The 22982-nt window shown below is 70.5% G+C and carries 22 protein-coding genes; 2 read left to right on the top strand and 20 right to left on the bottom strand.

Annotation, left to right across the window (positions count from 1 at the left end):
* Positions 1-71 precede the first annotated feature (71 nt).
* Positions 72-821 (top strand): SDR family NAD(P)-dependent oxidoreductase, encoded by a 750-nt coding sequence (locus tag FOF52_RS03505; RefSeq protein ID WP_248592401.1) that lies wholly within the window; start codon positions 72-74, stop codon positions 819-821.
* Positions 822-828: 7 nt separating this feature from the next.
* A complete protein-coding gene (locus FOF52_RS03500; RefSeq protein ID WP_248592400.1) occupies positions 829-1617 on the top strand; it encodes an amidohydrolase family protein in 789 nt (262 codons plus the stop codon).
* A gap of 260 nt (positions 1618-1877) precedes the next feature.
* Here FOF52_RS03500 and FOF52_RS03495 read toward each other — a convergent pair whose 3' ends face one another.
* From FOF52_RS03495 to FOF52_RS03400, 20 genes are all read right to left on the bottom strand, one after another.
* On the bottom strand, positions 1878-2375 hold the full coding sequence (locus FOF52_RS03495) for a nuclear transport factor 2 family protein (protein WP_248592399.1): 498 nt from the start codon (positions 2373-2375) through the stop codon (positions 1878-1880).
* On the bottom strand, positions 2372-3895 hold the full coding sequence (locus FOF52_RS03490; protein ID WP_248592398.1) for an MFS transporter: 1524 nt from the start codon (positions 3893-3895) through the stop codon (positions 2372-2374). Before FOF52_RS03490 ends, FOF52_RS03495 begins: the two co-directional genes overlap by 4 nt.
* Positions 3896-3988: 93 nt before the next feature.
* Complete coding sequence (locus tag FOF52_RS03485; RefSeq protein WP_248592397.1) at positions 3989-4705, bottom strand: ABC transporter ATP-binding protein; 717 nt, start codon at positions 4703-4705, stop codon at positions 3989-3991.
* Positions 4698-5471, bottom strand: a complete 774-nt coding sequence (locus FOF52_RS03480) for an ABC transporter ATP-binding protein (protein WP_248592396.1) — start codon at positions 5469-5471, stop codon at positions 4698-4700. The genes FOF52_RS03485 and FOF52_RS03480 overlap by 8 nt, the downstream gene beginning before the upstream one ends.
* A complete protein-coding gene (locus FOF52_RS03475; protein ID WP_248592395.1) occupies positions 5468-6400 on the bottom strand; it encodes a branched-chain amino acid ABC transporter permease in 933 nt (310 codons plus the stop codon). The genes FOF52_RS03480 and FOF52_RS03475 overlap by 4 nt, the downstream gene beginning before the upstream one ends.
* Positions 6397-7287, bottom strand: coding sequence for a branched-chain amino acid ABC transporter permease (locus tag FOF52_RS03470; RefSeq protein ID WP_248592394.1), 891 nt, complete (start codon positions 7285-7287; stop codon positions 6397-6399). Before FOF52_RS03470 ends, FOF52_RS03475 begins: the two co-directional genes overlap by 4 nt.
* A gap of 103 nt (positions 7288-7390) precedes the next feature.
* A complete protein-coding gene (locus FOF52_RS03465) occupies positions 7391-8569 on the bottom strand; it encodes an ABC transporter substrate-binding protein (RefSeq protein ID WP_248592393.1) in 1179 nt (392 codons plus the stop codon).
* 456 nt (positions 8570-9025) lie between these two features.
* Positions 9026-9787 (bottom strand): FadR/GntR family transcriptional regulator, encoded by a 762-nt coding sequence (locus FOF52_RS03460; protein ID WP_248592392.1) that lies wholly within the window; start codon positions 9785-9787, stop codon positions 9026-9028.
* 121 nt (positions 9788-9908) lie between these two features.
* On the bottom strand, positions 9909-11138 hold the full coding sequence (locus FOF52_RS03455) for a CaiB/BaiF CoA transferase family protein (protein ID WP_248592391.1): 1230 nt from the start codon (positions 11136-11138) through the stop codon (positions 9909-9911).
* Between the two features lie 49 nt (positions 11139-11187).
* Positions 11188-12666, bottom strand: coding sequence for an aldehyde dehydrogenase family protein (locus tag FOF52_RS03450; protein WP_248592390.1), 1479 nt, complete (start codon positions 12664-12666; stop codon positions 11188-11190).
* Positions 12666-13151 (bottom strand): MaoC family dehydratase, encoded by a 486-nt coding sequence (locus tag FOF52_RS03445; protein ID WP_248592389.1) that lies wholly within the window; start codon positions 13149-13151, stop codon positions 12666-12668. Before FOF52_RS03445 ends, FOF52_RS03450 begins: the two co-directional genes overlap by 1 nt.
* Entirely contained in the window at positions 13148-14056 is a 909-nt protein-coding gene (locus FOF52_RS03440) for an HpcH/HpaI aldolase/citrate lyase family protein (RefSeq protein ID WP_248592388.1), read from the bottom strand. The genes FOF52_RS03445 and FOF52_RS03440 overlap by 4 nt, the downstream gene beginning before the upstream one ends.
* Positions 14056-15222, bottom strand: a complete 1167-nt coding sequence (locus FOF52_RS03435; protein ID WP_248592387.1) for an acyl-CoA dehydrogenase family protein — start codon at positions 15220-15222, stop codon at positions 14056-14058. Before FOF52_RS03435 ends, FOF52_RS03440 begins: the two co-directional genes overlap by 1 nt.
* Positions 15223-15292: 70 nt before the next feature.
* On the bottom strand, positions 15293-16063 hold the full coding sequence (locus FOF52_RS03430; RefSeq protein WP_282573844.1) for an SDR family NAD(P)-dependent oxidoreductase: 771 nt from the start codon (positions 16061-16063) through the stop codon (positions 15293-15295).
* 181 nt (positions 16064-16244) lie between these two features.
* Positions 16245-17387 (bottom strand): acyl-CoA dehydrogenase family protein, encoded by a 1143-nt coding sequence (locus FOF52_RS03425; protein ID WP_248592385.1) that lies wholly within the window; start codon positions 17385-17387, stop codon positions 16245-16247.
* Between the two features lie 142 nt (positions 17388-17529).
* Positions 17530-18693, bottom strand: coding sequence for an acyl-CoA dehydrogenase family protein (locus tag FOF52_RS03420; protein ID WP_248592384.1), 1164 nt, complete (start codon positions 18691-18693; stop codon positions 17530-17532).
* A gap of 431 nt (positions 18694-19124) precedes the next feature.
* Positions 19125-19910, bottom strand: a complete 786-nt coding sequence (locus tag FOF52_RS03415) for a crotonase/enoyl-CoA hydratase family protein (RefSeq protein WP_248592383.1) — start codon at positions 19908-19910, stop codon at positions 19125-19127.
* 49 nt (positions 19911-19959) lie between these two features.
* On the bottom strand, positions 19960-20718 hold the full coding sequence (locus FOF52_RS03410; RefSeq protein WP_248592382.1) for an SDR family NAD(P)-dependent oxidoreductase: 759 nt from the start codon (positions 20716-20718) through the stop codon (positions 19960-19962).
* A 29-nt stretch (positions 20719-20747) separates the two neighbouring features.
* Positions 20748-21941, bottom strand: a complete 1194-nt coding sequence (locus tag FOF52_RS03405; protein ID WP_248592381.1) for a thiolase family protein — start codon at positions 21939-21941, stop codon at positions 20748-20750.
* A 114-nt stretch (positions 21942-22055) separates the two neighbouring features.
* Positions 22056-22790, bottom strand: a complete 735-nt coding sequence (locus FOF52_RS03400) for a FadR/GntR family transcriptional regulator (RefSeq protein ID WP_248592380.1) — start codon at positions 22788-22790, stop codon at positions 22056-22058.
* Positions 22791-22982 lie beyond the last annotated feature (192 nt).

Here is a 22982-nt window from a genome sequence, read left to right as displayed (position 1 = left end):
GTGTTGGACCGACCCCTGATCCACCCCTACCCCACACCCCCGACTCCGCGCCCCGCGGGGGGGTGGGCCTGATGGCGGGAGAACTCGAAGGCAAGGTCGCGCTCGTCACCGGTGCCAGCCGCGGCATCGGGGCCGCGATCGCCCGCGGCTACGCCGAACGCGGCGCGCTGGTGGTCGGCGCGGCCCGCTCCACCGACCAGCTGCGCGAACTGGAGGCCAAGGACCCGGAGCGCATCTCCACCGCCACCGTCGACCTGCGCGACGAGGAGTCGCTGAACGGCCTGGTCGACCTCGTCGTCGAGCGGCACGGCCGGATCGACATCCTGGTCAACAACGCCGGCGTGGCCCCGGCCGCCGACTTCGCCACCGAACCCGTCGCACAGTGGCGCAGCACCCTGGAGGTCAACGTCATCGCCCCGATGACGCTGGCCCAGGCCGCCGGACGCCACTTCATCACCCAGGGCGGCGGCAAGATCATCAACATCGCCTCGACCACCGGCGTGCGCGGCAAGCCCGGCCTGGTCGGCTACGCCACCTCCAAGGGCGCGGTGGTGCGGTTCACCGAGTCGCTGGCCGCGGAGTGGGCCCGCCACAACATCCAGGTCAACTGCATCGCCCCCGGCGCGTTCGCCACCGACGCGCAGAGCGCGGTGCTGGAGTCGCCCGACCTGCTGCACCGCAGGGTGCGCCGCATCCCCGCCAAGCGCATGGGGGACGTCTCCGAACTGGTGCCGCTGGCCTGCCTGCTGGCCGCACCCGGCTCCGACTTCATCACCGGATCGGTCTTCGTCATCGACGGCGGCGAGTCCGGGAAACTGTGAGGCAACCATGATCATCGACGCACACACCCATGTCTGGCCGGAGAAGATCGCGGCCAAGGCCCTGGCCGGACGCGTTCCCGGCATGGAGGCGCTGTACGACGGCACCGTCCCCGGGCTGAAGCGCTCCATGGCGGCCGCCGGGATCGACCACTGCGTCGCCTTCGGCATCGCCGACCACGCCCGCCACGTCGACCGCGCCAACGAGTTCATCTCCTCCCAGCGCAGCGACTGGCTCACCCCGTTCGGCACCGTCCACCTCGACCTGTCGGTCGAGGAGAACATGGAGATCCTGCAGCGCCACGGCATCAAGGGCGTGAAGCTGCACCCGCTGTACCAGCGGTTCTCCCTGGACGACCGGCGGCTGTGGGACCTGTTCGACGCCTTCGGCTCCGACATCGCGGTCATCACCCACGTGGGCTTCGGCGGGGAGGGCTCGGCCAACGACAACTCCACCCCGCAGATGCTCGCCGACGTGGTGCGCAACTTCCCGAAGCTGCGGCTGATGGCCTGCCACTTCGGCGGCTTCCGGCGGCTGGACGACGCGGAGAAGTACGTGGTGGGGCTGCCCCTGGTGCTGGAGACCTCGTGGCCGCCGAGCCTGGCCGAGATCCCCACCGAGCGGCTGCGCGCCCTGGTGCACCGGCACGGCCCCGACCGGATGATCTTCGGCTCCGACTGGCCGATGGTGGACCCGGCCGCCGAGATCGAGGCCATCCGGCGGCTGGAACTGCACCCCGACGACGAGGCCGCGATCCTGGGCGGCAACCTCGCCCGGATCCTCGGCCTGGAGAGCTGAGCCCGCAGAGGCTCCACAGACCGTCGCGGTGCGGCAGCGGGGACACGGCGCCGCACCGCGACCAACCACGTCCGCCAACCCCCGCTCCGTACCCCTGCTGTCCCCTGGTGCGGAGGCACGGAGCGGGCCCGGACCGGCGCCGGTGTCGGGGGAGGGACCCGGCGCCGGTCCCCGAACCTCCCGGGAACGGGGGAACGGGAGCGGAGAAGAGAAGAGGCGTCGGGGCAGCCCGGTCCGGGCCGCCCCGACGCCTCTTGGTGTCACAGTTCGCTCGGCGCGGGTTCGGTCCCCGGCCAGCGCAGGGTGAGCGGGGTGCGGAAGATCTCCGCGAGGTGCTGCACCGGGGTGACGTAGAGGAACTTCGACCTGCGCTCCCGGAACCGCCAGGCGCCGTCCTGCCGGACGTAGGAGTCGTGGTAGCGGAACGCGGCGAGGAGGAACTCCCCGTCGCGTTCGATTTCGGCGTGCCCGGCGACGGTGCCCCGCGCCGTGTCGTCGTCCACCCACTCGATCGCGATGGTGTGCGGCGAGTGCACGGTCCTGCCGTTCAGCTTCGCCCGCTCCCGCAGGAACTCCACGATCGCCTCACGGCCGCGCAGGACGGCCCCCGCGTGGTCGAACACCGCGTCGGCGGCGTACATCCCGGCCAGCGCGGCGTAGTCGCGGTCGTCCACCGCCAGGGCGTAGCGTGCGACCAGGTCGTGGATCTCCGCCCGGTCCTCCAGGCGGCGCAGCCGCCGCTCGACGTCCTCGGTCATCCCGTTGTCCTCCTGTCATCGGATGTCTCGCTCCGCGGGTGGTCCCCGGCCGCTGTCCGCTCCGACTCCGGGTCCCGCGCCGCGGCGCGCCCCGCGCGCCGTCCCCGCCCGCTCCGCCGGGCGCCGCCCGCCACGGTGGAGACCACCAGCGGCACCAGGAACAGGGCCAGCAGGTTGAGCAGCGCGGCCAGGCTGTAGTCGATCGTGAACCCCGCCCGCAGCGGGTACTGCGCCCCCTCGGGGGTCCACAGGACCAGCACCACCGTGGTCACCTGCGACAGGAGCGCCATGGAGATGGTGCGGATGATGGTGTTGATCCCGTTGGTCGCGCCCACCTCGTGCTCCGGCACCGACTCGGAGATGAGGACCGGGAGCACGCTGTAGACCGTTCCGCCGCCGATCCCGGTGATCCCCGCCCCGAGCAGGACCGTGGCCGGGCTGGTCGGGCAGAAGGCCAGGATCGCCAGTCCGGCCACGGCCGAGGCCGCGCCCACCGCCAGCGGGGGCCGGGTCCCGAAGCGTGCGACGGCCCGGCCGGTCAGCGCCCCCGCCACCAGGGTGGTCAGCGAGAAGGGCAGCAGGTACATCCCGGCCTGGGTCGCCCCCGCCCCCAGGCCGACCCCGCCCCCGGCCGGCATCTGGACCATCTGCGGCACCAGCAGGAAGGCCGTGATCTGCCCGCAGTTCACCAGGAATCCGATGACGTGCGCCAGCCAGACGTTGCGCACCCGCATCAGGCCCAGGTTGATCAGCGGGTCGCGGACCCGGCGCTCCACCACCAGCAGCGCGACCAGGGCCGCGCTCCCCGCGCCGACCAGGGCGACGACCGGGGCGGAGCGCCATCCCCACGTCGCCCCCTGGCTGACCGCGAGCAGCACGGTGCTCAGCGCGAAGGTGAGCAGGACCGCGCCGGTCCAGTCGATCCGGCCCTCGCCGTGTCCGGGCACCCCCGGCACCAGGACCGCGATCGCGGCCAGGGACACCGCCGCCATGCCCGCCGAGCCCCAGAAGAGCCCCTGGTAGCCGAAGTGGTCGGCGACCAGGCCGCCCAGGGGCAGCCCGAGCGCGCCGCCCAGGCCGAGCATGGAGCTGACCATGCCCATGCCGACCGCCGCCCGGTCCCGGGGCAGCAGCCGGCCGAGAATGGCGAAGGCCAGCGGGAAGACGCCGCCCGCCGCCCCCATGACCACCCGTCCGGCGACCACCGCGCCCAGCGATCCGCCCGCCGCGGCGATCACGCCGCCGAGCGCGAACAGGGCCAGCACGGCGAGCAGCACCGGCTTGCGGCCGAGCAGGTCCCCCAGGCGCCCGGCGATCACGGCCAGCACCGCCGAGGAGATGAAGAAGCCGGTGACCACCCAGGCCGCCTCGCTGACGGTGGAGCCGGTGGCGCGCTGGATCTCCGCGAGGACCGGGACGATCGCGTTCTGCGACATGGCGTAGGTCAGTCCGCCGAGGACCAGCGGGACGATGACCCGGCTCGGGGAGACCTCGGAGGTTTCGGTCGGGGTTCGCGACACGCTTCACCGCCTTCGTACTGTCGCGGAAAGGCCGTGCGTCACGAACGCACGGCGGCGGGGCCGTGCCGGGCACGGCCCCGCCGTTGGTCGGGGTCAGGAACCGAGCGCCGCCTCCCCCAGGAAGGCGCGGACCACCGAGGTGTTGCGGCGGGCCTGCTCCGCCGGGCCGCTGAACACCACCTCACCGCGCGCCACGACCACGACGTCGTCGGCGATCTCCAGCCCCATGTCGGCGTTCTGCTCCACCATGAGCAGCGCGATGCCGGAGTCGGCGATGGTGCGGACCGCGCCGAACACGGACTCGACCATCGTGGGGGCCAGCCCCATGGAGGGCTCGTCCAGCATCATCGCCCGCGGCGAGGACATCAGCGCCCGTCCGAAGGCGAGCATCTGCTGCTCCCCGCCGCTGAGCAGGCCGGCCGGACCGTTGCGCCGCTCCTTGAGGATGGGGAACATCTCGTAGGCGCGCTCCAGGGTTCCCGACGCCTTCTCCCGGCTCACGGTGTAGCCGCCGAGGGTCAGGTTCTCCTCCACGGTCAGCGGGGCGAAGACCTGCCGCCCCTCCGGCACCAGGGCCAGGCCCTCGCGCACGATGCGGTGGGTCGGCCGGCCGGTGACCGGCGTGCCGTCCAGCACCACCTCGCCCGAGCGGACCGGCAGCAGGCCCATGGCCGCCCGCAGCGTCGTGGTCTTGCCCGCGCCGTTGGCCCCGAGCACCAGGGTGATCCGGCCGGGGGCCGCCGAGGCGCTCACCCCGCGGACGGCCTCGATCTTTCCGTAGCTGACGTGCAGATCACGGATCTCAAGCATGGGACCGCCACCGCTTCCCCAGATAGGCCTCCTGCACCGCGGGATGGGAGACGACCTCCGAGGGCGAGCCCTCGGCCACGAGCGTGCCGGAGTTCATCGCCACGAGGTGGTCGCAGGTGTCCACCATCATCTGGACGTCGTGCTCGACGATCAGCTGGGCCAGCCCCTCGTCCCGCAGTTTGCGCATCAGCTCCGAGACCTCCTGCCGCTCGGAGTGGTTCATGCCCGCGGTCGGCTCGTCGAGCAGGAGCAGCCGCGGCCGCGCCGCCAGGGCCCGGGCGATCTCCACCCGGCGCGCCATTCCGTAGGACAGCTCCCCCGGCCAGGCGGAACGGACGTCGCCCAGCCCGGTCCGCTCGATCGCCTCCTCGACCGCCTCGGACGGCTTGTCCCGGCCCAGCCAGGACCTCAGCCGTCCTCCGGAGGCGTTCGTGTCCGCGCCGAGCTGGACGTTCTCCAGGACGGTCAGCTCCGGCAGCAGCCGCACGGTCTGGAAGGTCCGGGCCAGGCCCTTGCGGGCCAGCGTGGTCGGCGACTCCGTGTGGTACTCCCTGCCGTCGATGAGCAGACGTCCCCGGGTGAGCGGCACCAGCCGGGTCACGGCCGCCAGGAAGGTGCTCTTGCCGGAGCCGTTCGGGCCGAGGATTCCGTAGATCTTCCCCGCCGGAAGCCGGAGCCCGAAGCCGTCCACGGCCTTGATGCCGCCGTAGTGCACCGCCACGTCCTCGGCCTCCAGCACGGGAGGCGCGGTCTGGGCCGTCGTCATCGCACCCCCTCCGTGGAGTCGTCGCTGAGCGTCTCGAACACCTCGCGCTCCTCCTTGACGTCGTCCGAAGCGGTCGGGACCGTCCTGTTGCGGCCGCGGATCCGCCGGTGGAGGTCCTTGACCGCGCCCACCAGGCCGGTCGGCATGAAGATCGCGGCGAGGACGACGACCACGCCGTAGACGACGCCCTGCCACTCGCCCACGACCGACAGCAGGCTCGGCAGCCAGGTGAAGATCACGGCGCCGATGAAGGCGCCGACCCACGACCGGGAACCGCCGATGACGACCATCGTCAGGGCGAGGACGATCAGGTGGAAGTTGAGCTCCTCGGGAGAGACGGTGGTGCGCAGCAGCGTGTTCATCGCGCCGGCGCACGCGCCGAGCGCGCCGCTGACGGTGAAGGCCAGCTGCCGCATCGGAACGACCCCGATGCCCATGGACAGGGACAGCTCCGGGTCCTCCCGGACCGCCTCGATCCGCCTGCGCAGCGGTCCCCGTTCGGTGAGCGTGAGCAGCGCCGCCACCACGACGCACACCGCGATCACGCCGCCGGTGGTCAGGTCGCTGAGCGCCCCGTACAGGCCGTGCGCGCCCCCGGTCAGCTCGCCGCCGTTGACCGCGAGCACCGAGATGATCAGCACGAACGCGACCGTGGCCATCGCCAGGTACAGGCCGCTGAGCCGGGCCACCACCAGGGAGAAGAGGTAGCCGACGACCGCCGCGAGGACGACGGCGGCGCCGATCGCGGCGAAGGCGGGGACGTCGTAGCGGATGGTCAGGATCGCCGCGGCGTAGGCGCCGATCCCGTAGCTTCCGACGCCGGCGAAGGAGAAGACTCCGACCCGCAGCGGGATCTGGATGCTCAGCGCCAGGAGGAAGTTGATGAACGTGGCCTCGATCAGGACCAGGTTCGCCTCGTACCAGATCACGTCCGCCGTACCTCCTTACGGCCGAAGATGCCGCGGGGCAGGAAGAGCAGCACCAGGAAGATGAGCCCGAAAGCCACCGCGTTGGCCCAGGTGCCCGACAGGTGGGTCACCACGAGCGTCTCGGCGAAGGCCAGGATCATCGTTCCGGTGACCACGCCGGCGACCGATCCGACGCCGCCGAGAATGATCGCCGCGAACGCGCTGATGAGGAGGCTGTCTCCGGTCTCCGCGGCGATCGACCCCAGGTAGTAGGTCAGCAGGATCCCGGCGATCCCGGCCAGGGCCCCGGCCGCCGCCATCGTGCCGAGCGCCATCCGTCCCCGGTCGACGCCCATGAGGCTGGCGACCTCGGGGTTGACGCCGATGGCGCGCAGGGCCAGCCCGGCCCGGGCCGACCGCAGCCACCACGCGGTCAGCCCGGCCAGGACGGCGGCCGCCACCAGAATGACCAGTTGCACGTTGGAGATCTGCACCGGGCCGACCCAGTAGGCCCTGATCGTGAACGTGCTGGCCGAGAAGCCGAACGGCACGCTCTTGGTGAGGTTCTGGGCGATGGCCAGCAGGACGCTGGCCACCCCGATGCCGCCCACCACGATCTGCATCTCGGCCTTGAGGAGGTCGGGATTGCGGCGCTGGATCGGGTTGAAGACCAGCGCCTGGGTCAGCACGGAGACCAGCATGCCCACCGCGCCCCCGATCAGGATCATGACCGGCATGGGCAGCGAGACCTGCTGCACGAGGTAGTAGGCCACCATCGCGGAGATCATGAACGTGCTGCCGTGGGCGAAGTTGAGGATGCCGATGGTCCCCCACGCCACGCTCATGCCGAGCGCGAACAGCAGGTAGATCGACCCGAGGGTGACCGCGTTGATCAGGGTCTCCACCACTGGGGGGACCTCCTCTCAACCGTGGTGTGCCGTGTGGGTGTGGAGCGAGTGCTCACCGCTGCCTGTCTTCTTCCGACGTCTCTGGTGGTCGGGCGGTCCATCGTCAGGAACCGTCCAGCGTGATGACGATCTCCTCGGAGCCGTCCCAGCTGGCCAGCACTCCCTCGACGCGCACGTCGTTGCCCTCGAAGGTCAGCGGCCCCTGGGCGCCGTCGAAGCCCTCCTGGGCGACCTTGGCGATGCCCTCCTGGATGGCGACGCGGTCGGCGCTGTTGGCCTCCTTGATACCGCGGGCCAGCAGCCACGTCGCGTCGTAGCCCTCGGCGGCGTAGTTGTTGGGGATCTCGCCGTCGTACTTGGCCTTGTACGCCTCGACGAACTCCTGGGTGGAGGGGGCCTCGCTGCGCGCGCTGAAGTTGCTGGGCCACACGACGCCGGCGGCGTCCTCGCCCGCGGTCTCCAGGTTGCCGGCGCCCATCGTGGTCATGCCGATGATCTCGCCCTCGTAGCCCTTCTGCCGGAGCTGGCTGACGGCGCGGGGGTTCTGGGGGCCGAGGAGCAGGAGGAAGACCGCGTCCGTGTCGGCCTTGACGATCTGGGAGCTGACCGCGGTGAAGTCCTGGGTCTCGTTGGTGACCGTGTCGGAGCGCTCGATGGAGACGCCGTTGTCCTCGATCACTCCGGGGACCACGTTCTCGCCGAGTTCGGTGAGCGTCGGGTTGGCGCTGTTGTAGAGGAGCGCGGCGGTCTCGATCTTCTTCTCGGCCAGGTAGTCGCCGATGATGTGGTAGTAGCTCTCCGCGGGCGCGGTGACCCGGTAGGTGTAGTCGCCGGTGAGGACGCCCTTGCTGCCCGCCTGGTAGTAGATGACCGGCATCTGGTTCTTCTCCGCGATCGGCGAGATGGCGGAGGCCTGGCTACTGAGGCCGGGGCCGAGGATCGCGGAGTAGGAGGAGTCGGAGATCGCCTGCGTGGCGAGGCTGGCGGCCTCCTGGGTGCTGTCGGATCCGTCCTCCAGGACGACCTCCAGCTTGGTGTCGCCGAGGAACCCCTGCTCGTTGATCTGCTCGACCGCCAGGTCGACGCCCTTGGTGCTGTTCTCCCCCGCGAAGGAGACCGCACCGGTCATCTCCTTGATGGACATGACCTTGATCGTGTCCGGCAGTCCCTCGCCGGCCGTGCTCTCCGCCGGGTCGCCGCCGCATCCGGCGGCTCCCGCGAGCAGGACCGCGGCTCCGGTGGCGGCCAGAACGGAACGGGACCAGCTCTTGCGCATGTTCATGGGCCATCCAATCAACTGACCACGTAACCATGATGATTATCGTGATGGTTATCACGTTAGAGGCCCTGGTCACACCTGTCCAGCCCCGCGCAACGCGCCCACCGGCACAGAACAGCCCACCCGCCCCCGGAAACCCTCCATTCCACCCCTCCCACCTGCAGTGATGACGACAAGCGAGGGGGCGAACACAGAGAACCTCAAAGGTTCACGAGATTATAACTATTACTATCATTAGAGGGGAAGAGGCCGGGGAGGCTCTCCTCCCCGGCCGCGGTCCCCCGCCCACCGCGGCGTGGCCGACGGGGCCGCTGACGACGGCGCCCCGGTCGCCTTCGACTCCGCAAGGCAGGGAGTCGGAGGCGACCGGGGCGCCGTGGAAGCAGGACCGGTCCGGCGAACGGTTCCCGGTCGACTGTTCTCCTGGTGGTGGTGCGACCGCCGGATCGGGCCGCGCCGCTACCGCCAGTCGACGACCTCGTTCATCAGATTCGGTTCGCGTTCGGCGACCACCTCCACGTACTCCTGGAGGTGGTCGCGCATCAGACGCTCCGCGGTCTCGGCGTCACCGCCGATGACCGCCTCGGCAATCTGGGAATGCGCCTCCCTGACGTGGTCACCCTCATTGGCCACATAGACGGTCGAGGCGCGCTCGGTGAAAATGTCCTTCAACGCGCAGGCGATGAGCGTGAGCATGCCGTTTCCGGACATCGACAGCACTTTGGTGTGGAACGCGTCGGTGGCGCGCAGCCAGGCGTCGTTACTCTTGGCCTCGTACCCCTGCCGCACGATCTCCCGCAGTTCCTCGTTGTCGTCCGGGTCGTGCCGTTCGGCCGCGAGCCGGGCGACGAACGGCTCCAGCATGAGCCGGGCCTCGACGAGTTCGCTGAACCGAATGTCGAGCACCTGGAAGAACAGAGTGGCCATCCGGCCGAAGTCGCGGCTGTTCACCTCCGACAGCACGGGGCCGCCGCCCGGCCCCGGTTTCATCCGGATCAGCCCGTGCACCTCCAGGATGCGCAGGGCCTCGCGGAGTGAACCGCGCGCCACCTGGTAGCGCTTGATCATGGCGCTCTCGGATTCCAGGACGGAATTCGGAGCGGGACGTCTCTTGGCGATATCGCGCACGATCTCGCGGGCGACGATCTCGGAGACCTTCTCACTGCGCCGTTCCCACGTGACGCCGGATGACCCAAATCCACTCATAATGTTCGGCAGCATACCGCTATTCCACTCCCCCGCCGATTTCACGACGGTTTATCCCGGGAAAAGCACAGGGCCCAAATCCCGGTGACGACCGTTCCGCGAGCACGGCGGAGGAGTGGCTTCACGGTTCCTCAGCTCACCGGTCCGCGGGAGCGCTGATGACGCCGCTGTCGGCCAGTTGTGTCAACTCCGTCTCGGAGAACCGGAACTCCTCGGCCAGCACCGCGTGGGTGTGCTCGCCGACCGAGGGCACCCCGCGGTACTCCGGTCCCGAGTAGCTGGCCATGTGCAGCACCGGACCGGGCATCAGCACCGACTTGAGCGTCTCGTTGCCGGTGATCGGCACCAGGGTGCGCTCCAGGAAGTGCGGATCGGCCACGATGTCGCTGGCGTCGTTGACCGGGGAGCTGACCACCTCGTGCTCCTCCAGCACGGCCAGCACCTGGTCGCGCGGGAGGGAGCCGACCCAGTCGGCGACCTGCTTCTGCACCAGCTCGTTGTTGGCGAGCCGGGCCGCGTTGGTCGCGAACCGCGGGTCCTTGATGAGGTCGGGCTGCCCCATGGCCGCGAACAGCCGCGCCGCGATCGTCTGGCTGGAGGCGGCGATGGCCAGGTACTTGCCGTCGGCCGCCTGGTAGATGCCGCGGGGCGAGGCCGCTCCGGTGTCGTTGCCGATGCGGCTCTGGATCTCGCCCAGCCCGGTGTAGCGCAGGACCAGGTCGCCGATGATGAACATCAGCGGCTCGTACAGCGCCACGTCGACCACGTCTCCCTGGCCGGTGCGCTCCCGGCGGAACAGCGCCATGGCCGTGCCCAGGGCCGCCGAGATCCCGGCGATGGAGTCCGCGAAACCGAACGGCGGCGCGGTCGGCGGGGTGTCCGGCCACCCGTTGATGTGGGCGAACCCGCAGGCCGTCTCGGCCACGGTGCCGAACCCGGGCCGCTCGCGGTAGGGGCCGGTCTGTCCGAACCCGGAGACCCGGGTCAGCACCAGACCGGGGTTGTGCTCGCTGAGCGCGTCGTAGCCCAGTCCCCACTCCTCCAGCCGTCCCGGCCGGAAGGACTCGACCACGACGTCCACCTCGGCGGCCAGCCGCCGGACGAGCTGCTGGCCCTCCGGCTTGCGCAGGTCGACGCCGACCGAGCGCTTGCCGGAGTTGAGCCGGGAGAAGCCCAGCGACAGTCCGTCCTTCTGCGGAACCCACTGCCGGGCGTAGTCCCCGGCGACCGGGTCCTCCACCTTGATGACCTGGGCGCCGAAGTCCCGCAGCATCCGTCCCGCGGTGGGGGCGGCGTACATCGAGCCGAGTTCGAGGACCCGCACCCCCGCGAGAGGACCGCCCGCTCCGGCCCTGTTGTCCGTCATGTTCGCCTACTTTCCCAAAACCGTGCCGACGAGGGGATGGACGCGGGCGTCAGACGGCCCACTGGATGTGGCGGGGCTCCAGGAACTCCCGGATCCCCCACTCGCCCAGCTCCCTGCCGACACCGGAGCGACCCGAGCCGCCGAAGGGAGCGTCGGGGCGCATCGCGCCGCCGCCGTTGATCCACACCGTGCCGGCGCGCAGCTGCTCGGCGACGCGGCGGCCCTCCGCCAGGTCGGGCGCCCACACGTTGGCGGCCAGCCCGTAGGCGGTATCGTTGGCCAGGCGGATCGCCTCGTCGGTGTCCTTGAAGGGCAGGACGACCGCGACCGGGCCGAAGATCTCCTCCTGCACCGCGCGGGCGCTGTGCGGCAGGTTGCCCAGCAGCACGGGGTTGACGTACCAGCCCTTCTCCGGCAGCGGGGTGTCCACCTGGAGCAGCGCCTTGCCGCCCTGCTCCAGCGCCTCGGTGATGAACCCGTTGACGCGGTCGCGGTGGTCGGGGCGGATCAGCGGACCGATGTTGGTGGCCGGGTCCCACGGGTCGCCCACCTTCATCTGGTTGAAGGCCTCGGCCCCCGACTCCAGGAAGCGGTCGTAGAGGTCCTCGTGGACGAGCAGCCGGGCCAGCGCCGCGCAGCCCTGGCCGGCGTTGCGGGACCAGCGCAGGTGCATGTCGACCGAGAAGGACTCGACGTCGCAGCCGGGCAGCACGATGTTGGCGGACTTGCCGCCCAGCTCCAGGACGACGTCGTTGAGGTTGGTCGCCGCCTGCGCCATGATCTTGGCGCCCACCGCGTCGGAGCCGGTGAAGGACACCTTGTCCACGCCGGGGTGGGAGGAGAGGTACTGGCCGATGTCGGCGCCGCCGGTGACGACGTTGATCACGCCGTCGGGCAGGTTCGACTCGCGGACCAGCTCGCCCAGCAGCAGGGTGGTCAGCGGGGTGCGGGGCGAGGGCAGCAGCACCACGGTGCAGCCCGCGGCCAGCGCCGCGCCGTACTTGAAGCCCGCCAGGTTGAGCGGGTAGTTGTAGCCGGTGATCGCGGCGACCACGCCCACCGGGTAGTGGTCGACGTCGCTCTTCGTGGGCACCGGGACGTCGTAGGGGCCCAGGTGGACGGTGCGGTCCTTCTTGGCCGCCTCGGCGAACCAGCGCAGGTGGCCGATGCCCATCTTCACCTGGAGGAACTCGGCGAGGGAGACGGGGGTGCCCACCTCGTTGACGATGGAGGCCAGCAGCTCCTCCCAGCGTTCCTCCAGCAGGTCGGCGAGGCTGTTCATGGCGGCGCACCGCTCCTCGCCCGACATCGCCGACCAGGTGCCGAAGGCGGCGCGGGCCGCCCGGATGGCCTCGTCGACCTGCTCGGTGGTGGCTCCGCCGACCGTGGCGAGGACCTCCTCGGTGGCGGGGTTGTAGACGTCCCACCGCTCACCGGCGGGCTCGACGGCCCGGCCGCCGATGGTCAGGTTCCGCTCCCGGGGGACGTAGTCGCGCAGGGCCGCGATCCGTTCGGCGCTGAGGCTCATCAGGACTCCTTCTCGTTGCTGTCGGCGTCGGCAGGCTTCTTGAGCATGAGTCCCACCCGGCGGCACAGGCAGACCAGGACGTCGTCCTGGTTGTAGCCGCGGTGCTCGAACCAGACGATCCCGGAGTCGGTGCGGCTCTTGGACTCGCGTTTGTCGAGGATGGTGGTCTCGGCGCGCAGGGTGTCGCCGTGGAAGACCGGGTGGGGGAACTTGACCTCGTCGTAGCCGAGGTTGCCCAGGGTGGTGCCCATGGTCAGCTCGGGGACGTGGAACGCGCCGATGAGCGCCAGGGTGAACAGGCTGTTGAAGACGCGGCGGCCGTGGATGGTGGTCTTGGCGAACTCCTCGTCCAGGTGCAGCGGCTGCAGGTTCATCGTCAGCGAGGTGAACATGATGTTGTCCATCTCGGTGACGGTCCGGGTGAACGGGTGCTTGTACACCTTGCCCACCTCGAACTCCTCGAAGTACAGCCCTCGCATCGTCATTTCGCTTCCTCCCCGTTCGTCGCGTCGCGTGCCCGCAGGCGCTCGGCACGCTCCAGCCACTCCAGTGCCTTGTCGTAGTGGGCCTTGTCGATGTGCACGCCCCGGTAGCGCAGCGCTCCGATCCCCTCCGCGGCGGCCTTCTCGTAGGCCTCGACCAGGCCCCGGTAGAAGGCGACGTCGGCGTCGGAGGGGGTGAACACGTCGTTGATGACCGCGACGTGGCTGGGATGGATCGCGATCATGCCCCGGAAGCCGAGCTGGCGGCCCCGCCGCGCGAACTCGCGCAGGCCGTCGAGGTTCTCCAGGTCCTCCCAGAGCCCGGTGAGGGCGTGGATGCCGGCCTCGCGGCAGGCGAGCAGGATGCGGCTGCGGTGGTAGAGCGTCTCGGTGCCCTCCAGCGTCCACTCGTACCCGACGGCCCGGGCGATGTCGGCGTGCTCGGCGGTCGGGCCGATCATGGCGCCCACCCGGGGGGAGGCGGTGGCCACCTCCAGGCAGGAGTGGATGGCCCGCACCGTCTCCACCGGGATGATGTACTCCAGTCCGCTGACGCCGTTGCGGGCCTCGAAGTGGTCCAGCAGCGCGTCGTAGCGCAGCACGTCGGTGGCCTGCTCCACCTTGGGCGCGAAGATGCCGGTCAGCCCGGGGACCACGACCTCCTCCAGGTCCGCCCCGGTCATCTTGGTATTGAGCGGGTTGACCCGGACGAACAGGCCCACGTCGGGGTTGTCGGCGCGCACCCGCCGGATGGACTCGGCGACCGTGGCCCGGGCGGCGGCCTTCTCCGCCTGGGGCACCGAGTCCTCCAGGTCCAGCACGATCGCGTCGGCTCCGGAGGCCAGCGCCTTGGCCACCCACGCGGGGCGGTGGCCGGGGACGAAGAGGACGGAACGGTACGGCTGCATCAGTAGCTCCTCGGCAGTCCCAGGACGTGCTCGGCCACGTAGTTGAGGACCATCTCCTGGCTGATCGGCGCGATGCGCATCAGCCGCGCCTCACGGAAGTACCGCTCGATGTGGTACTCCTTGCTGTAGCCGTAGCCGCCGTGCGCGCTCAGCGCCGCGTCCGCGGCGAAGAACCCGGCCTCGGCCGCGAGGTACTTGGCCGCGTTGGCCTCCCGGCCGCTGGGGTGGCCGTTGTCGATGAGCCAGGCGGCGCGCTGGCACATCACGTCGGCGGCGTCCAGCTTGATGAGGGCCTCGGCCAGCGGGAAGGCGATGCCCTGGTTCTGGCCGATCGGGCGGCCGAAGACGGTGCGCTCCTTGGCGTAGTTGGTGGCGCGGCGCAGCGCGGCGCGGCCGATGCCGATGGCGGCGTTGGCGGAGATGACCCGCTCGGCGTTGAGGCCGGCCAGGATGGTCCGGAAGCCCTTGCCGACCTCGCCGATGACGTCTTCGTCGGCGACGAAGAGGTCGTCGATGAACAGCTCGTTGGTGTCGATGGCGTTGCGGCCCATCTTGGGGATGGGGCGCACGGTGACGCGCTCGCGGTCCATGGGCGCGAAGAACAGGGTCAGCCCGTCGGTCTTCTTGGCCACCTGGTCGCGCGGGGTGGTGCGGGCCAGCAGGATCAGCCGCTCGGCCTCCTGGGCCTTGGTGATCCAGACCTTCTTGCCGGAGACCAGCCAGCCGCCGTCGACCTTGCGGGCGAAGGTGGAGAGGTTGGTGGTGTCGGTGCCCGCGTCGGGTTCGGTGACGGCGAAGGACACGTGCAGGTCGCCGGTGACCAGGCGGGGCAGGAAGCGCTGCTTGAGGTCCTCGCTGCCGTGCTTGATGATCGGCTCGAAGCCGAAGATGCCGATGTGCACCGCGCTGCAGCCGTTCATGCCCGCGCCGGAGGCGGCGATCTCCTGCTCCACGATGGCGGCCTCGGTGACGCCGAGTCCGCCGCCGCCGTACTCGGTGGGAACGGTCAGGCCCAGCCAGCCGCCCTTGACGACCGCGTTGTAGAAGTCCCAGGGGAACTCCTGCGACTGGTCGTGCTCCATCCAGTAGTCGTCGGAGAAGTTGGCGCACAGGTCCCGCACCGCCGCGCGGATGTCCTCGTGCACCGTGTCCTTGCTGAAGTCCATGGGGTCCTCCCGGTCGGCCCCCGTCCGCGCGGCGTGCGGGACCGCGTGGACGGGGGTGGTGTCCGTGTCGCTACTTGGCGGTCAGCCCGCCGTCGACGGGGATGGTGACGCCGGTGACGTAGCTGGCGTCGTCGCTGGCGAGGAAGGCGATGACGGAGGCGATCTCCTCGGGCTGGGCACCGCGGCCGAGCGGGATTCCGCTGATGAAGTCCTTGGTCAGCTCGGAGACGTCGGCTCCGGGCTCACGGCCGAAGAACTGGGCGAGCATGGGGGTCTGCACGGTGCCGGGGCAGATCACGTTGACACGGATGCCGTCGGGGGCGCCCTTGAGGGCGAGGGCGCGGGTGAAGGGGACGAGGGCTCCCTTGGTCATCGAGTAGAGGGGGCTGAAGGGGGAGCCGACGAGCGCCGAGGTGGAGGAGGTCATGGTGATCGACCCCTTGCCCTCGGCGGCCTTGAGCAGGTCGTATCCGAGGGTGCAGGTGTAGTAGGCGCTCTTGACGTTGACGTCGATGTTCTTCTGCCACTGGGCGTCGTCGGTGTCGATGCCGCCGGGGCCGGGCATGCCGACCTGGGCGTGCAGGACGTGCAGGACGCCGTGCTCGGAGCGGATGCGGTCGAACAGCGCCTTGAGGCTGTCGTTGTCGGTGGCGTCGACCTGGACCGGGGTCGCCTTGCCGCCCTCGGCGGCGATCTCCTCGGAGACCTTGCGCGCCGCGTCCTCGCTGAGGTCGGCCACGTAGACGGTGGCGCCCTCGGAGGCCAGGCGGTGCGAGATGGCGCGGCCCATGCCGGATCCACCGCCGACAACGGCGGCGATACGTCCTTCAAAACGGCGCATTATCGCGTCCCTTCACAGTGGTCTCGTGTCGTGATCGTCCGTGTGGCGCTTCCCGTCCGCCGCGACGTCGCGATTCCCCACACCGTATTACTTCTAATCATCATAATGGTTTTCTGTGATGTGGGTCAAGGGAGTCGGTCGCGCAGGACACACGCTGCGTCGCGGCGGGACGGGAGAGGGATCAGCGGCTCCGCTTGTCGAGGCGGCGGGCCAGGGAGTCGAGCAGCACCTCGGTGGCGCCCTCGTAGATGCGCAGCGGGCGCGCGTTGCGGTAGAGCCGCTCGATCTTGGAACCGCGGACCAGGCCGAAGCGCCCCATGGTCTGCACCGAGCGGTCGACCACCCTCCCGGCCGCCTCCGTCGCGCTGACCTTGGCAATCGAAGAGTAGTCCAGGTGGGCCAGCGGATCGCTCTTGGCCAGCGCCGCCGCCCGGTAGGTGATGGCCCGGGCCGTCTCGACCTCGGTCCACGACCACGCCAGGCTCTGCGAGACCGCGCCCAGCTCCAGCAGCGGACGGCCGAACTGCTCCCGGGTCCGGGCGTGGTTCAGCGCCTCGTCCAGGGCCGCCTGGGCCAGCCCGACGGCCGAGCCCGCCACGGTCACCCGGAACACCGCCAGGGTCTGCAGCATCAGGGAGAACGCCTTGCCCGGCACGCCGAGGCGGTGGCTCTCGGGCACCTCGACGCCGTCGAAGTGCAGCTCGCCCAGGATGTGCGGGGCGATCAGGTCGTCCCCGCGCCGGATGGTGAGTCCGGGCGAGTCCGCCGGGACCAGCACCATGGAGTAGCCCTCGCCCTCGCGGCCGAGGACGCAGTAGAAGTCGGCGGCGCCGCCGTTGGTGATGAACGACTTGCGGCCGTCGACCCGCACGCCCGTGGCGGTGGCCTCGATCGTCGTGGTGACGCCGCGCAGGTCGGAGCCGATGTCGGGCTCGGTCAGGGCGAGCCCGGCGATCGCCTCCAGGCGCGCCACCCGGGGCAGCCACTCGCGCTTCAGCTCCTCGGTCCCGCCGACGGTGAGCGAGTAGCTTCCCACCCCCTGCATGCCGAACAGGGAGTCCAGGTGGGCCGAGCTGTACATGAGCGCCTCGCGGACGACGGCGATGGCCAGCGGGTCGAGGACGTCGCTCTCACCCCCGTAGGCCGCGGGCACCACCTGGCGCGCCAGGCCGCTGTCGCGCAGCACCTCCGCCACACCCTGGTGCACCTCCACCGCGGCGTCCGCCTCGTCGGCGAACTCCGCCACGCGTTCGGCCACGGAACGCGCGACCCTCTGGACCTCGCGGTGGCGCGGCCCCAGGTCGAACATCTGCCCCTCTTCCACGATCGCCCTCTTCTCGCTCGAAGCTGTGTGCTGAAACGGCCCGTCCAGGGCCTGTCCGGCAGACCGTCCCGCGGACACCGCCCGGGTGGCCCCGCCGCATCCCGCGGCGGGGCCACCCGTTCCCCGGGCCCGCCGAGAGGCCCTAGCGGCGCTGGTTGAACTTGCGGCCCAGCAGTTCGGAGACGATGCGCATGCGCTGCATGTTCGGCGTGCCGCCCGCGATGGCCCAGCCGTGGGCGTCGCGGTGCAGCCGCTCGATGCCGTACTCCTCGGTGTACCCGTTGCCGCCGTGCAGCTGCATGGCCAGGTCGGTGACCCGCTTGGCCATCTCGTTGGCGGCGCACTTGGCCAGGGAGACCTGCAGCGGGTCGGGCAGCTTGCCGCCCTCGGCGCTGGCCGCGGCGCGCTGCTGCAGCAGCCGGGCGGAGTCCACCTGCATCACCATGTCGGCCAGGGTGAGCTGGACGCTCTGGAACTCGATGAGCTGCTTGCCGAACTGCTCGCGCTCCTGGACGTACTTGATGGTGCGGTCCAGCGCCTCCTGGCCGATGGCCAGGCTCATCGTGGTGTTGCCGAGCCGCTCGATGGAGAAGACCCCGAACAGCTTGCCGAAACCGCCCGCGGGGACGACCAGGTTCTCCTTGGGGACCCACACCTCGTCGAAGATGACGTCGGCCGAGGGGATGCCGCGGAAGCCCATGAGCCGTTCCGGGGGGCCGAAGCTGAGGCCGGGGGTGCCCTTGTCGACCACCAGCGCGCCGATCGCCCGGGAGCCGGGTTCGTCGTTGAGCCGGGCGTAGACGAGGTACTGGTCGGCCTCGCCGCCGTTGGAGATCCACCGCTTGTTGCCGGTGATCACGTAGCCGTCGCCGGAGGGGCGGGCGGTGGTGCGCATGTCGGTCGCGGCGGAGCCGGCGTCGGGCTCGGAGATGGCGACGGCCATGGTCTTGGCCCCGGAGATGATGTCCGGCAGCCAGCGCTCGCGCTGCTCCTCGGTGCCCAGGTGGTTGATCACCTGGGCCGGTCCGGTGTTGGCCTCGAAGATCTGGAAGGCGGCCGGGCGGCAGACCCGGGCGAACTCCTCGATCACCGCCAGGGCCTGGGCCAGCGGGGCCCCGGCGCCGCCGTAGCGCTCCGGGTGGGCGATGCCGAGGAAGCCGAGTTCGCCCAGGCGGAGCCGCTCTTCGACCGAGATCGGCTTCCGCTCGACGTCCAACTGCTCGGCGATCGGTCCGTACACCTCACGGGCGACCTTCGCAGCCAGTTCGCGGATCTCCGTGTACTCATCGACGGGTCTGGCCGTCATGGGGCTGTCCCCTTCCGGTCTTGGTTAATCATTATACTAGATTTCAGCATCCAGCTTCCCCCAGGTCAACAGCCACCTCACGGCGACCGCCCCCGGGGGCACTCCCCCGCCGTCCGGAACACCGGGCACCGGACGCGCCCTTCGACCCGCCCTCCCCCGCGAAACCCCCGCCCCGCGACTCCGGGACGGGCGCCCGCCGGGCGTGCCGGGAGGCCGCGGCGACACCTCTCACATCAGAAACGATCCTACCATAATTATGCTTATGTTGATCAGCAATTATGTGCTGATTTCGGTCCCGGGCCGGCCCCCGCCGTGACACGTCGGGGGCGCCCCCGTGAGGGCGCCCCCGAGCTTTCCGTATTCCACACCCCGCGCGGCCGCGGCGGTGCGGTCCCGGTCCTCCCCGGACCGCACCGCCTGCGCGAACCGGCCTACCGGCCGGTCCAGCGCGGCTCGCGCTTCTCGACGAACGCGAGCGCCCCCTCCTTGGCGTCGGCGGAGTTGCGCACCGGGTCGACGTACTCCTCCTGGCGCTCGAACTGGGTGTCCAGCGGCCAGTCCACCGAGTTGACCAGCACCTGCTTGGAGGCGGCCAGGGCCAGGGGCGCGTTGGCGGCGACCTCCTCGGCGAGGTCGAGCGCCGCTTCGAACGCCTTGCCGGGCTCGGTGAGCCGGTTGACCAGACGCACCTCGGCGGCCTCGGTGGCCGGCCACATCCGGCCGGTGAGGACGAGTTCCATGGCCAGGTGGTAGGGGATGCGGTGCTGCAGCCGCAGCAGGCCGCCCGCCGCGGCGGTGAGCCCGCGCTTGACCTCGGGCAGGCCGAACTTCGCCTCCCTGGAGGCCACGATCAGGTCGCTCGCGAGCACGATCTCGAAGCCCCCGGCCAGCGCGTAGCCCTCCACCGCCGCGATCAGCGGCTTGCGCGGCGGCTTCTGGACCAGGCCGGCGAACCCCCGCCCCGGCACGATCGGACGCTCGCCGCGGGCGAAGCCCTTGAGGTCCATCCCCGCGCAGAACGTGCCGCCCGCCCCGGTGATGACGCCGACGCTGAGGTCGGGGCGGCTGTCCAGGGTCTCCAGGGCCTCGGCGATCTGGAAGGCCATCGCCTGCGACATCGCGTTGCGGGCCCGGGGACGGTTCATGGTGAGCACGAGCACCCGCCCGCGTTCCTCGACGAGGAGCTCGGGTGCGTCGTCGTTGGTGGTGCTGCTCATCTTCGGTTCTCTCTCCTGCTGCCCCGCCGCGGCGGGTGGGTCCGGTTCCTCAGCGCGCGCTCATGCGCATGGCGCCGTCGAGACGGATGACCTCGCCGTTGATCATCTTGTTCTCGATGATGTGCTGGGCGAGCATGGCGTACTCGTCGACGTGGCCCAGCCGGTTGGGGTGCGGCACCGACCTGCCGAGGGCGTCGCGGATCTCCTGGGAGAAGCGGCTGAGGATGGGGGTGTCGAACACGCCCGGGGCGATCGTGGCGACCCTGATCTTCTTGGAGGCCAGGTCGCGGGCGGCGACGATGGTCATCCCCGCCACACCGGCCTTGGCCGAGGCGTAGGGGATCTGCCCGATCTGGCCCTCGTAGGCGGCGACCGAGGCGGTCAGCACGCACACGCCCCGCTCCTCGTCGGCGACCTCGTTCTTCGCCATCCGGGCGGCGGCCAGGCGCAGCACGTTGAACGTGCCGAACAGGTTGATCCGGACGATCTGCTCGTAGGTCTCCAGGGAGCCGGGGCTGCCGTCCTTCTCGACCACGCGCACGGTGGCGCCGCGGCCGGCGCAGTGCACCAGCGCGCGCAGCGGGGCCTTGGCCTCGGCGAGGTCGAGCGCGGCGTCGACCGCGTCGGGGTCGGTCACGTCCGCGGGGGCGAACTGCCCGCCGATCTGCTCGGCCACCTCCGCGCCCTTCGACTGGGGCAGGTCGACGATGACCACGTGGGCCCCCTGCTTGGCCAGCCGCGCCGCGGTCGCCGCGCCCAGGCCGGAGGCCCCTCCGGTCACGACGACGGAAGCTCCGTTGACGTCCACGCTGTCTCCTCCGAAAGTCGGTGTCGCTGTCAGATGCGTTCGATGATGGTGGCGTTGGCCATCCCGCCGGCCTCGCACATCAACTGCAGGCCGAACTGCTGGTCGTTGTCCTCCAGGGCGTGCAGCATCGTGGTCATCAGCCGCGCGCCCGAGGCGCCGAGCGGGTGTCCGAGCGCGATCGCGCCGCCCCTGGGGTTGACCTTCGCGGCGTCGATGTCGAACTCGGCGAGCCAGGCCAGGGGGACCGGGGCGAACGCCTCGTTGATCTCGACGTGGTCGATGTCGGACAGCGACAGGCCGGAGCGCTCCAGGACCTTCCGGGTGGCCGGGATGGGCGCGGTCAGCATGAGCAGCGGGTCGTCACCGCACACCGCCATGGAGTGGACGCGGGCGCGCGGGGTGTAGCCGAGCTCCTCGCACTTGGCGCGGCTCATCAGCAGCAGCGCGCTGGCCCCGTCGGTGATCTGCGAGGAGTTGCCCGCGGTGATGCTCCAGTCGATCTCGGGGAAGCGCTCGGACAGCTCGGGGGTGGCGAAGACGGTCTTGAGGCCGGCGAGCTTCTCGACGGTGCTGTTCGGGCGGATCGTCTCGTCGCGGTCGACGGTGCCCGCAGGCGTCTGTACCGGGACGATCTCCCGGTCGAACAGGCCCGCCTCCTGGGTCTGGGCGGCGAGTCGGTGGGAGCGGACGGAGTACTCGTCCAGCGCGGTGCGGTCCAGTTTCCAGCGCGCCGCGACCAGTTCGGCCGCCACTCCCTGGGAGACCAGGCCGGGGGCGTAGCGCTCGGCGACCAGGGCGCCGTAGGGGTCGGCACCCATGCGCGCGGAACCCATGACGACGCGGCTCATCGACTCCACGCCGCCGGCGACCACGATGTCGTAGGAGCCGGCCATGATGCCCTGGGCGGCGAAGTGGACCGCCTGCTGGCTGGAGCCGCACTTGCGGTCGATGGTCGTGGCCGGGACGTGGGTGGGGAAGCCGGCGCCGAGCCAGGCCATGCGGCCGGGGGTCGCCGACTGCTCGCCCACCTGCGACACGCATCCGATGATGACGTCGTCCACGGTCCCCGGGTCCAGGTCGTGGCGCGAGATCAGTTGGCTGAGGGTCTGGGCGAGCAGGTCCACCGGGTGGACGTCGGCGAGGGCTCCGCCCTCACGTCCGCGACCGGCGGCGGTGCGCACCGCGTCGACGATGACCACATCGTTGGATCGCGCTTTTGCCATACATATTTCTTATCATGATTCAGATCATTCGTCTATATGTATGGTGGTGTGGGCGTGGACCTTTGACGCGGACCACCGGGACGGGGTGGCGTCGCCGCCGTCACCGTGCGCCGCTCAGGAGCTCCAGACGATGGGCGCGTCGAGCACGTCGGGGAACTTCTTCTCGGCGTAGCGGACGTACTCGTGGATGTGCCGGGCCATCGCCTCGGCGGACGCCTCGGGGTCGCGGGAGGCGATCGCCTCGTAGATGCTCAGATGGGCCTTGTGCACCGCGGCGCGCCGGAACTGGGGGTAGTCGATGCCTATGGCCGAACCGTCCAGGATGCCGAGCAGGGAGTCCACCAGGTAGCCGAACATGACGTTGCCGGAGCCGTGGGCGATGAGGTCGTGGAAGCGCTTGTTCTCCTCCAGGAAGACCTCCTGGTCCTCCAGGTTCTCGTGCATGTTGTCCACGCTCTCCTTGAGCTCCGCCAGCTTCTCGTCGCTCATGCGCTCCGAGGCCAGCCGCGCCATCATCGGCTCCAGCGCGGTGCGCGCCTCGGTGATGGTGCGGAAGGGCGCCTTCTCGAACTGCATGAGCAGGGTCAGCGTGGTGGTCAGGCTGCTGGCGTCCGGCTGCTGGACGACGGGGCCGCCGCCCGGGCCGGGACGCAGCGAGATGACCCCCTGCAACTCCAGGAAGCGCAGCGACTCGCGCAGGGTCCCCCGCCCCACGGAGTACTCGTCGAGCATGACCCGCTCGGGGGGCAGTCGGTCTCCCACCGTGTTGCCCCGTCGATTGATGTCGGCCACGATCTGCTGGGCGACCAGCATCGCCGTCTTCTGCGGCCTCAGGGGCGGCTGCGCCATGGCAAGCACCTCCACGTCTCGGTCGGCTCTCCGGCGGCACGGATACCCCCGGATAGATTAATGATACGCATGGTTAAACTAATTTACCTTAGTACTAATACCACCCGTAACAAATCAAGCACAGAGAGCCTTAGATTGGGCCAATTTCCGCGCACGAACGGGTGGGCCGCCGCTCCGCGCGGAGCGGCGGCC

Origin of the sequence: Thermobifida alba, assembly GCF_023208015.1 — a bacterium.
In the GTDB taxonomy this organism is placed as follows: domain Bacteria; phylum Actinomycetota; class Actinomycetes; order Streptosporangiales; family Streptosporangiaceae; genus Thermobifida; species Thermobifida alba.
The sequence above is the reverse complement of the archived record's forward strand: the minus strand, read 5'-3'. Positions and strand labels throughout refer to the sequence as shown.

What these genes read in the sequence shown, in the direction of transcription:
- FOF52_RS03505 (WP_248592401.1), top strand. Translation starts at nt 72, where the DNA reads ATGGCGGGAGAACTCGAAGGCAAGGTCGCGCTCGTCACCGGTGCCAGC.
- FOF52_RS03500 (WP_248592400.1), top strand. Translation starts at nt 829, where the DNA reads ATGATCATCGACGCACACACCCATGTCTGGCCGGAGAAGATCGCGGCC.
- FOF52_RS03495 (WP_248592399.1), bottom strand. Translation starts at nt 2,375, where the DNA reads ATGACCGAGGACGTCGAGCGGCGGCTGCGCCGCCTGGAGGACCGGGCG.
- FOF52_RS03485 (WP_248592397.1), bottom strand. Translation starts at nt 4,705, where the DNA reads ATGCTTGAGATCCGTGATCTGCACGTCAGCTACGGAAAGATCGAGGCC.
- FOF52_RS03480 (WP_248592396.1), bottom strand. Translation starts at nt 5,471, where the DNA reads ATGACGACGGCCCAGACCGCGCCTCCCGTGCTGGAGGCCGAGGACGTG.
- FOF52_RS03465 (WP_248592393.1), bottom strand. Translation starts at nt 8,569, where the DNA reads ATGAACATGCGCAAGAGCTGGTCCCGTTCCGTTCTGGCCGCCACCGGA.
- FOF52_RS03460 (WP_248592392.1), bottom strand. Translation starts at nt 9,787, where the DNA reads ATGCTGCCGAACATTATGAGTGGATTTGGGTCATCCGGCGTCACGTGG.
- FOF52_RS03455 (WP_248592391.1), bottom strand. Translation starts at nt 11,138, where the DNA reads ATGACGGACAACAGGGCCGGAGCGGGCGGTCCTCTCGCGGGGGTGCGG.
- FOF52_RS03450 (WP_248592390.1), bottom strand. Translation starts at nt 12,666, where the DNA reads ATGAGCCTCAGCGCCGAACGGATCGCGGCCCTGCGCGACTACGTCCCC.
- FOF52_RS03445 (WP_248592389.1), bottom strand. Translation starts at nt 13,151, where the DNA reads ATGACGATGCGAGGGCTGTACTTCGAGGAGTTCGAGGTGGGCAAGGTG.
- FOF52_RS03440 (WP_248592388.1), bottom strand. Translation starts at nt 14,056, where the DNA reads ATGCAGCCGTACCGTTCCGTCCTCTTCGTCCCCGGCCACCGCCCCGCG.
- FOF52_RS03435 (WP_248592387.1), bottom strand. Translation starts at nt 15,222, where the DNA reads ATGGACTTCAGCAAGGACACGGTGCACGAGGACATCCGCGCGGCGGTG.
- FOF52_RS03430 (WP_282573844.1), bottom strand. Translation starts at nt 16,063, where the DNA reads ATGCGCCGTTTTGAAGGACGTATCGCCGCCGTTGTCGGCGGTGGATCC.
- FOF52_RS03420 (WP_248592384.1), bottom strand. Translation starts at nt 18,693, where the DNA reads ATGACGGCCAGACCCGTCGATGAGTACACGGAGATCCGCGAACTGGCT.
- FOF52_RS03415 (WP_248592383.1), bottom strand. Translation starts at nt 19,910, where the DNA reads ATGAGCAGCACCACCAACGACGACGCACCCGAGCTCCTCGTCGAGGAA.
- FOF52_RS03405 (WP_248592381.1), bottom strand. Translation starts at nt 21,941, where the DNA reads ATGGCAAAAGCGCGATCCAACGATGTGGTCATCGTCGACGCGGTGCGC.
- FOF52_RS03400 (WP_248592380.1), bottom strand. Translation starts at nt 22,790, where the DNA reads ATGGCGCAGCCGCCCCTGAGGCCGCAGAAGACGGCGATGCTGGTCGCC.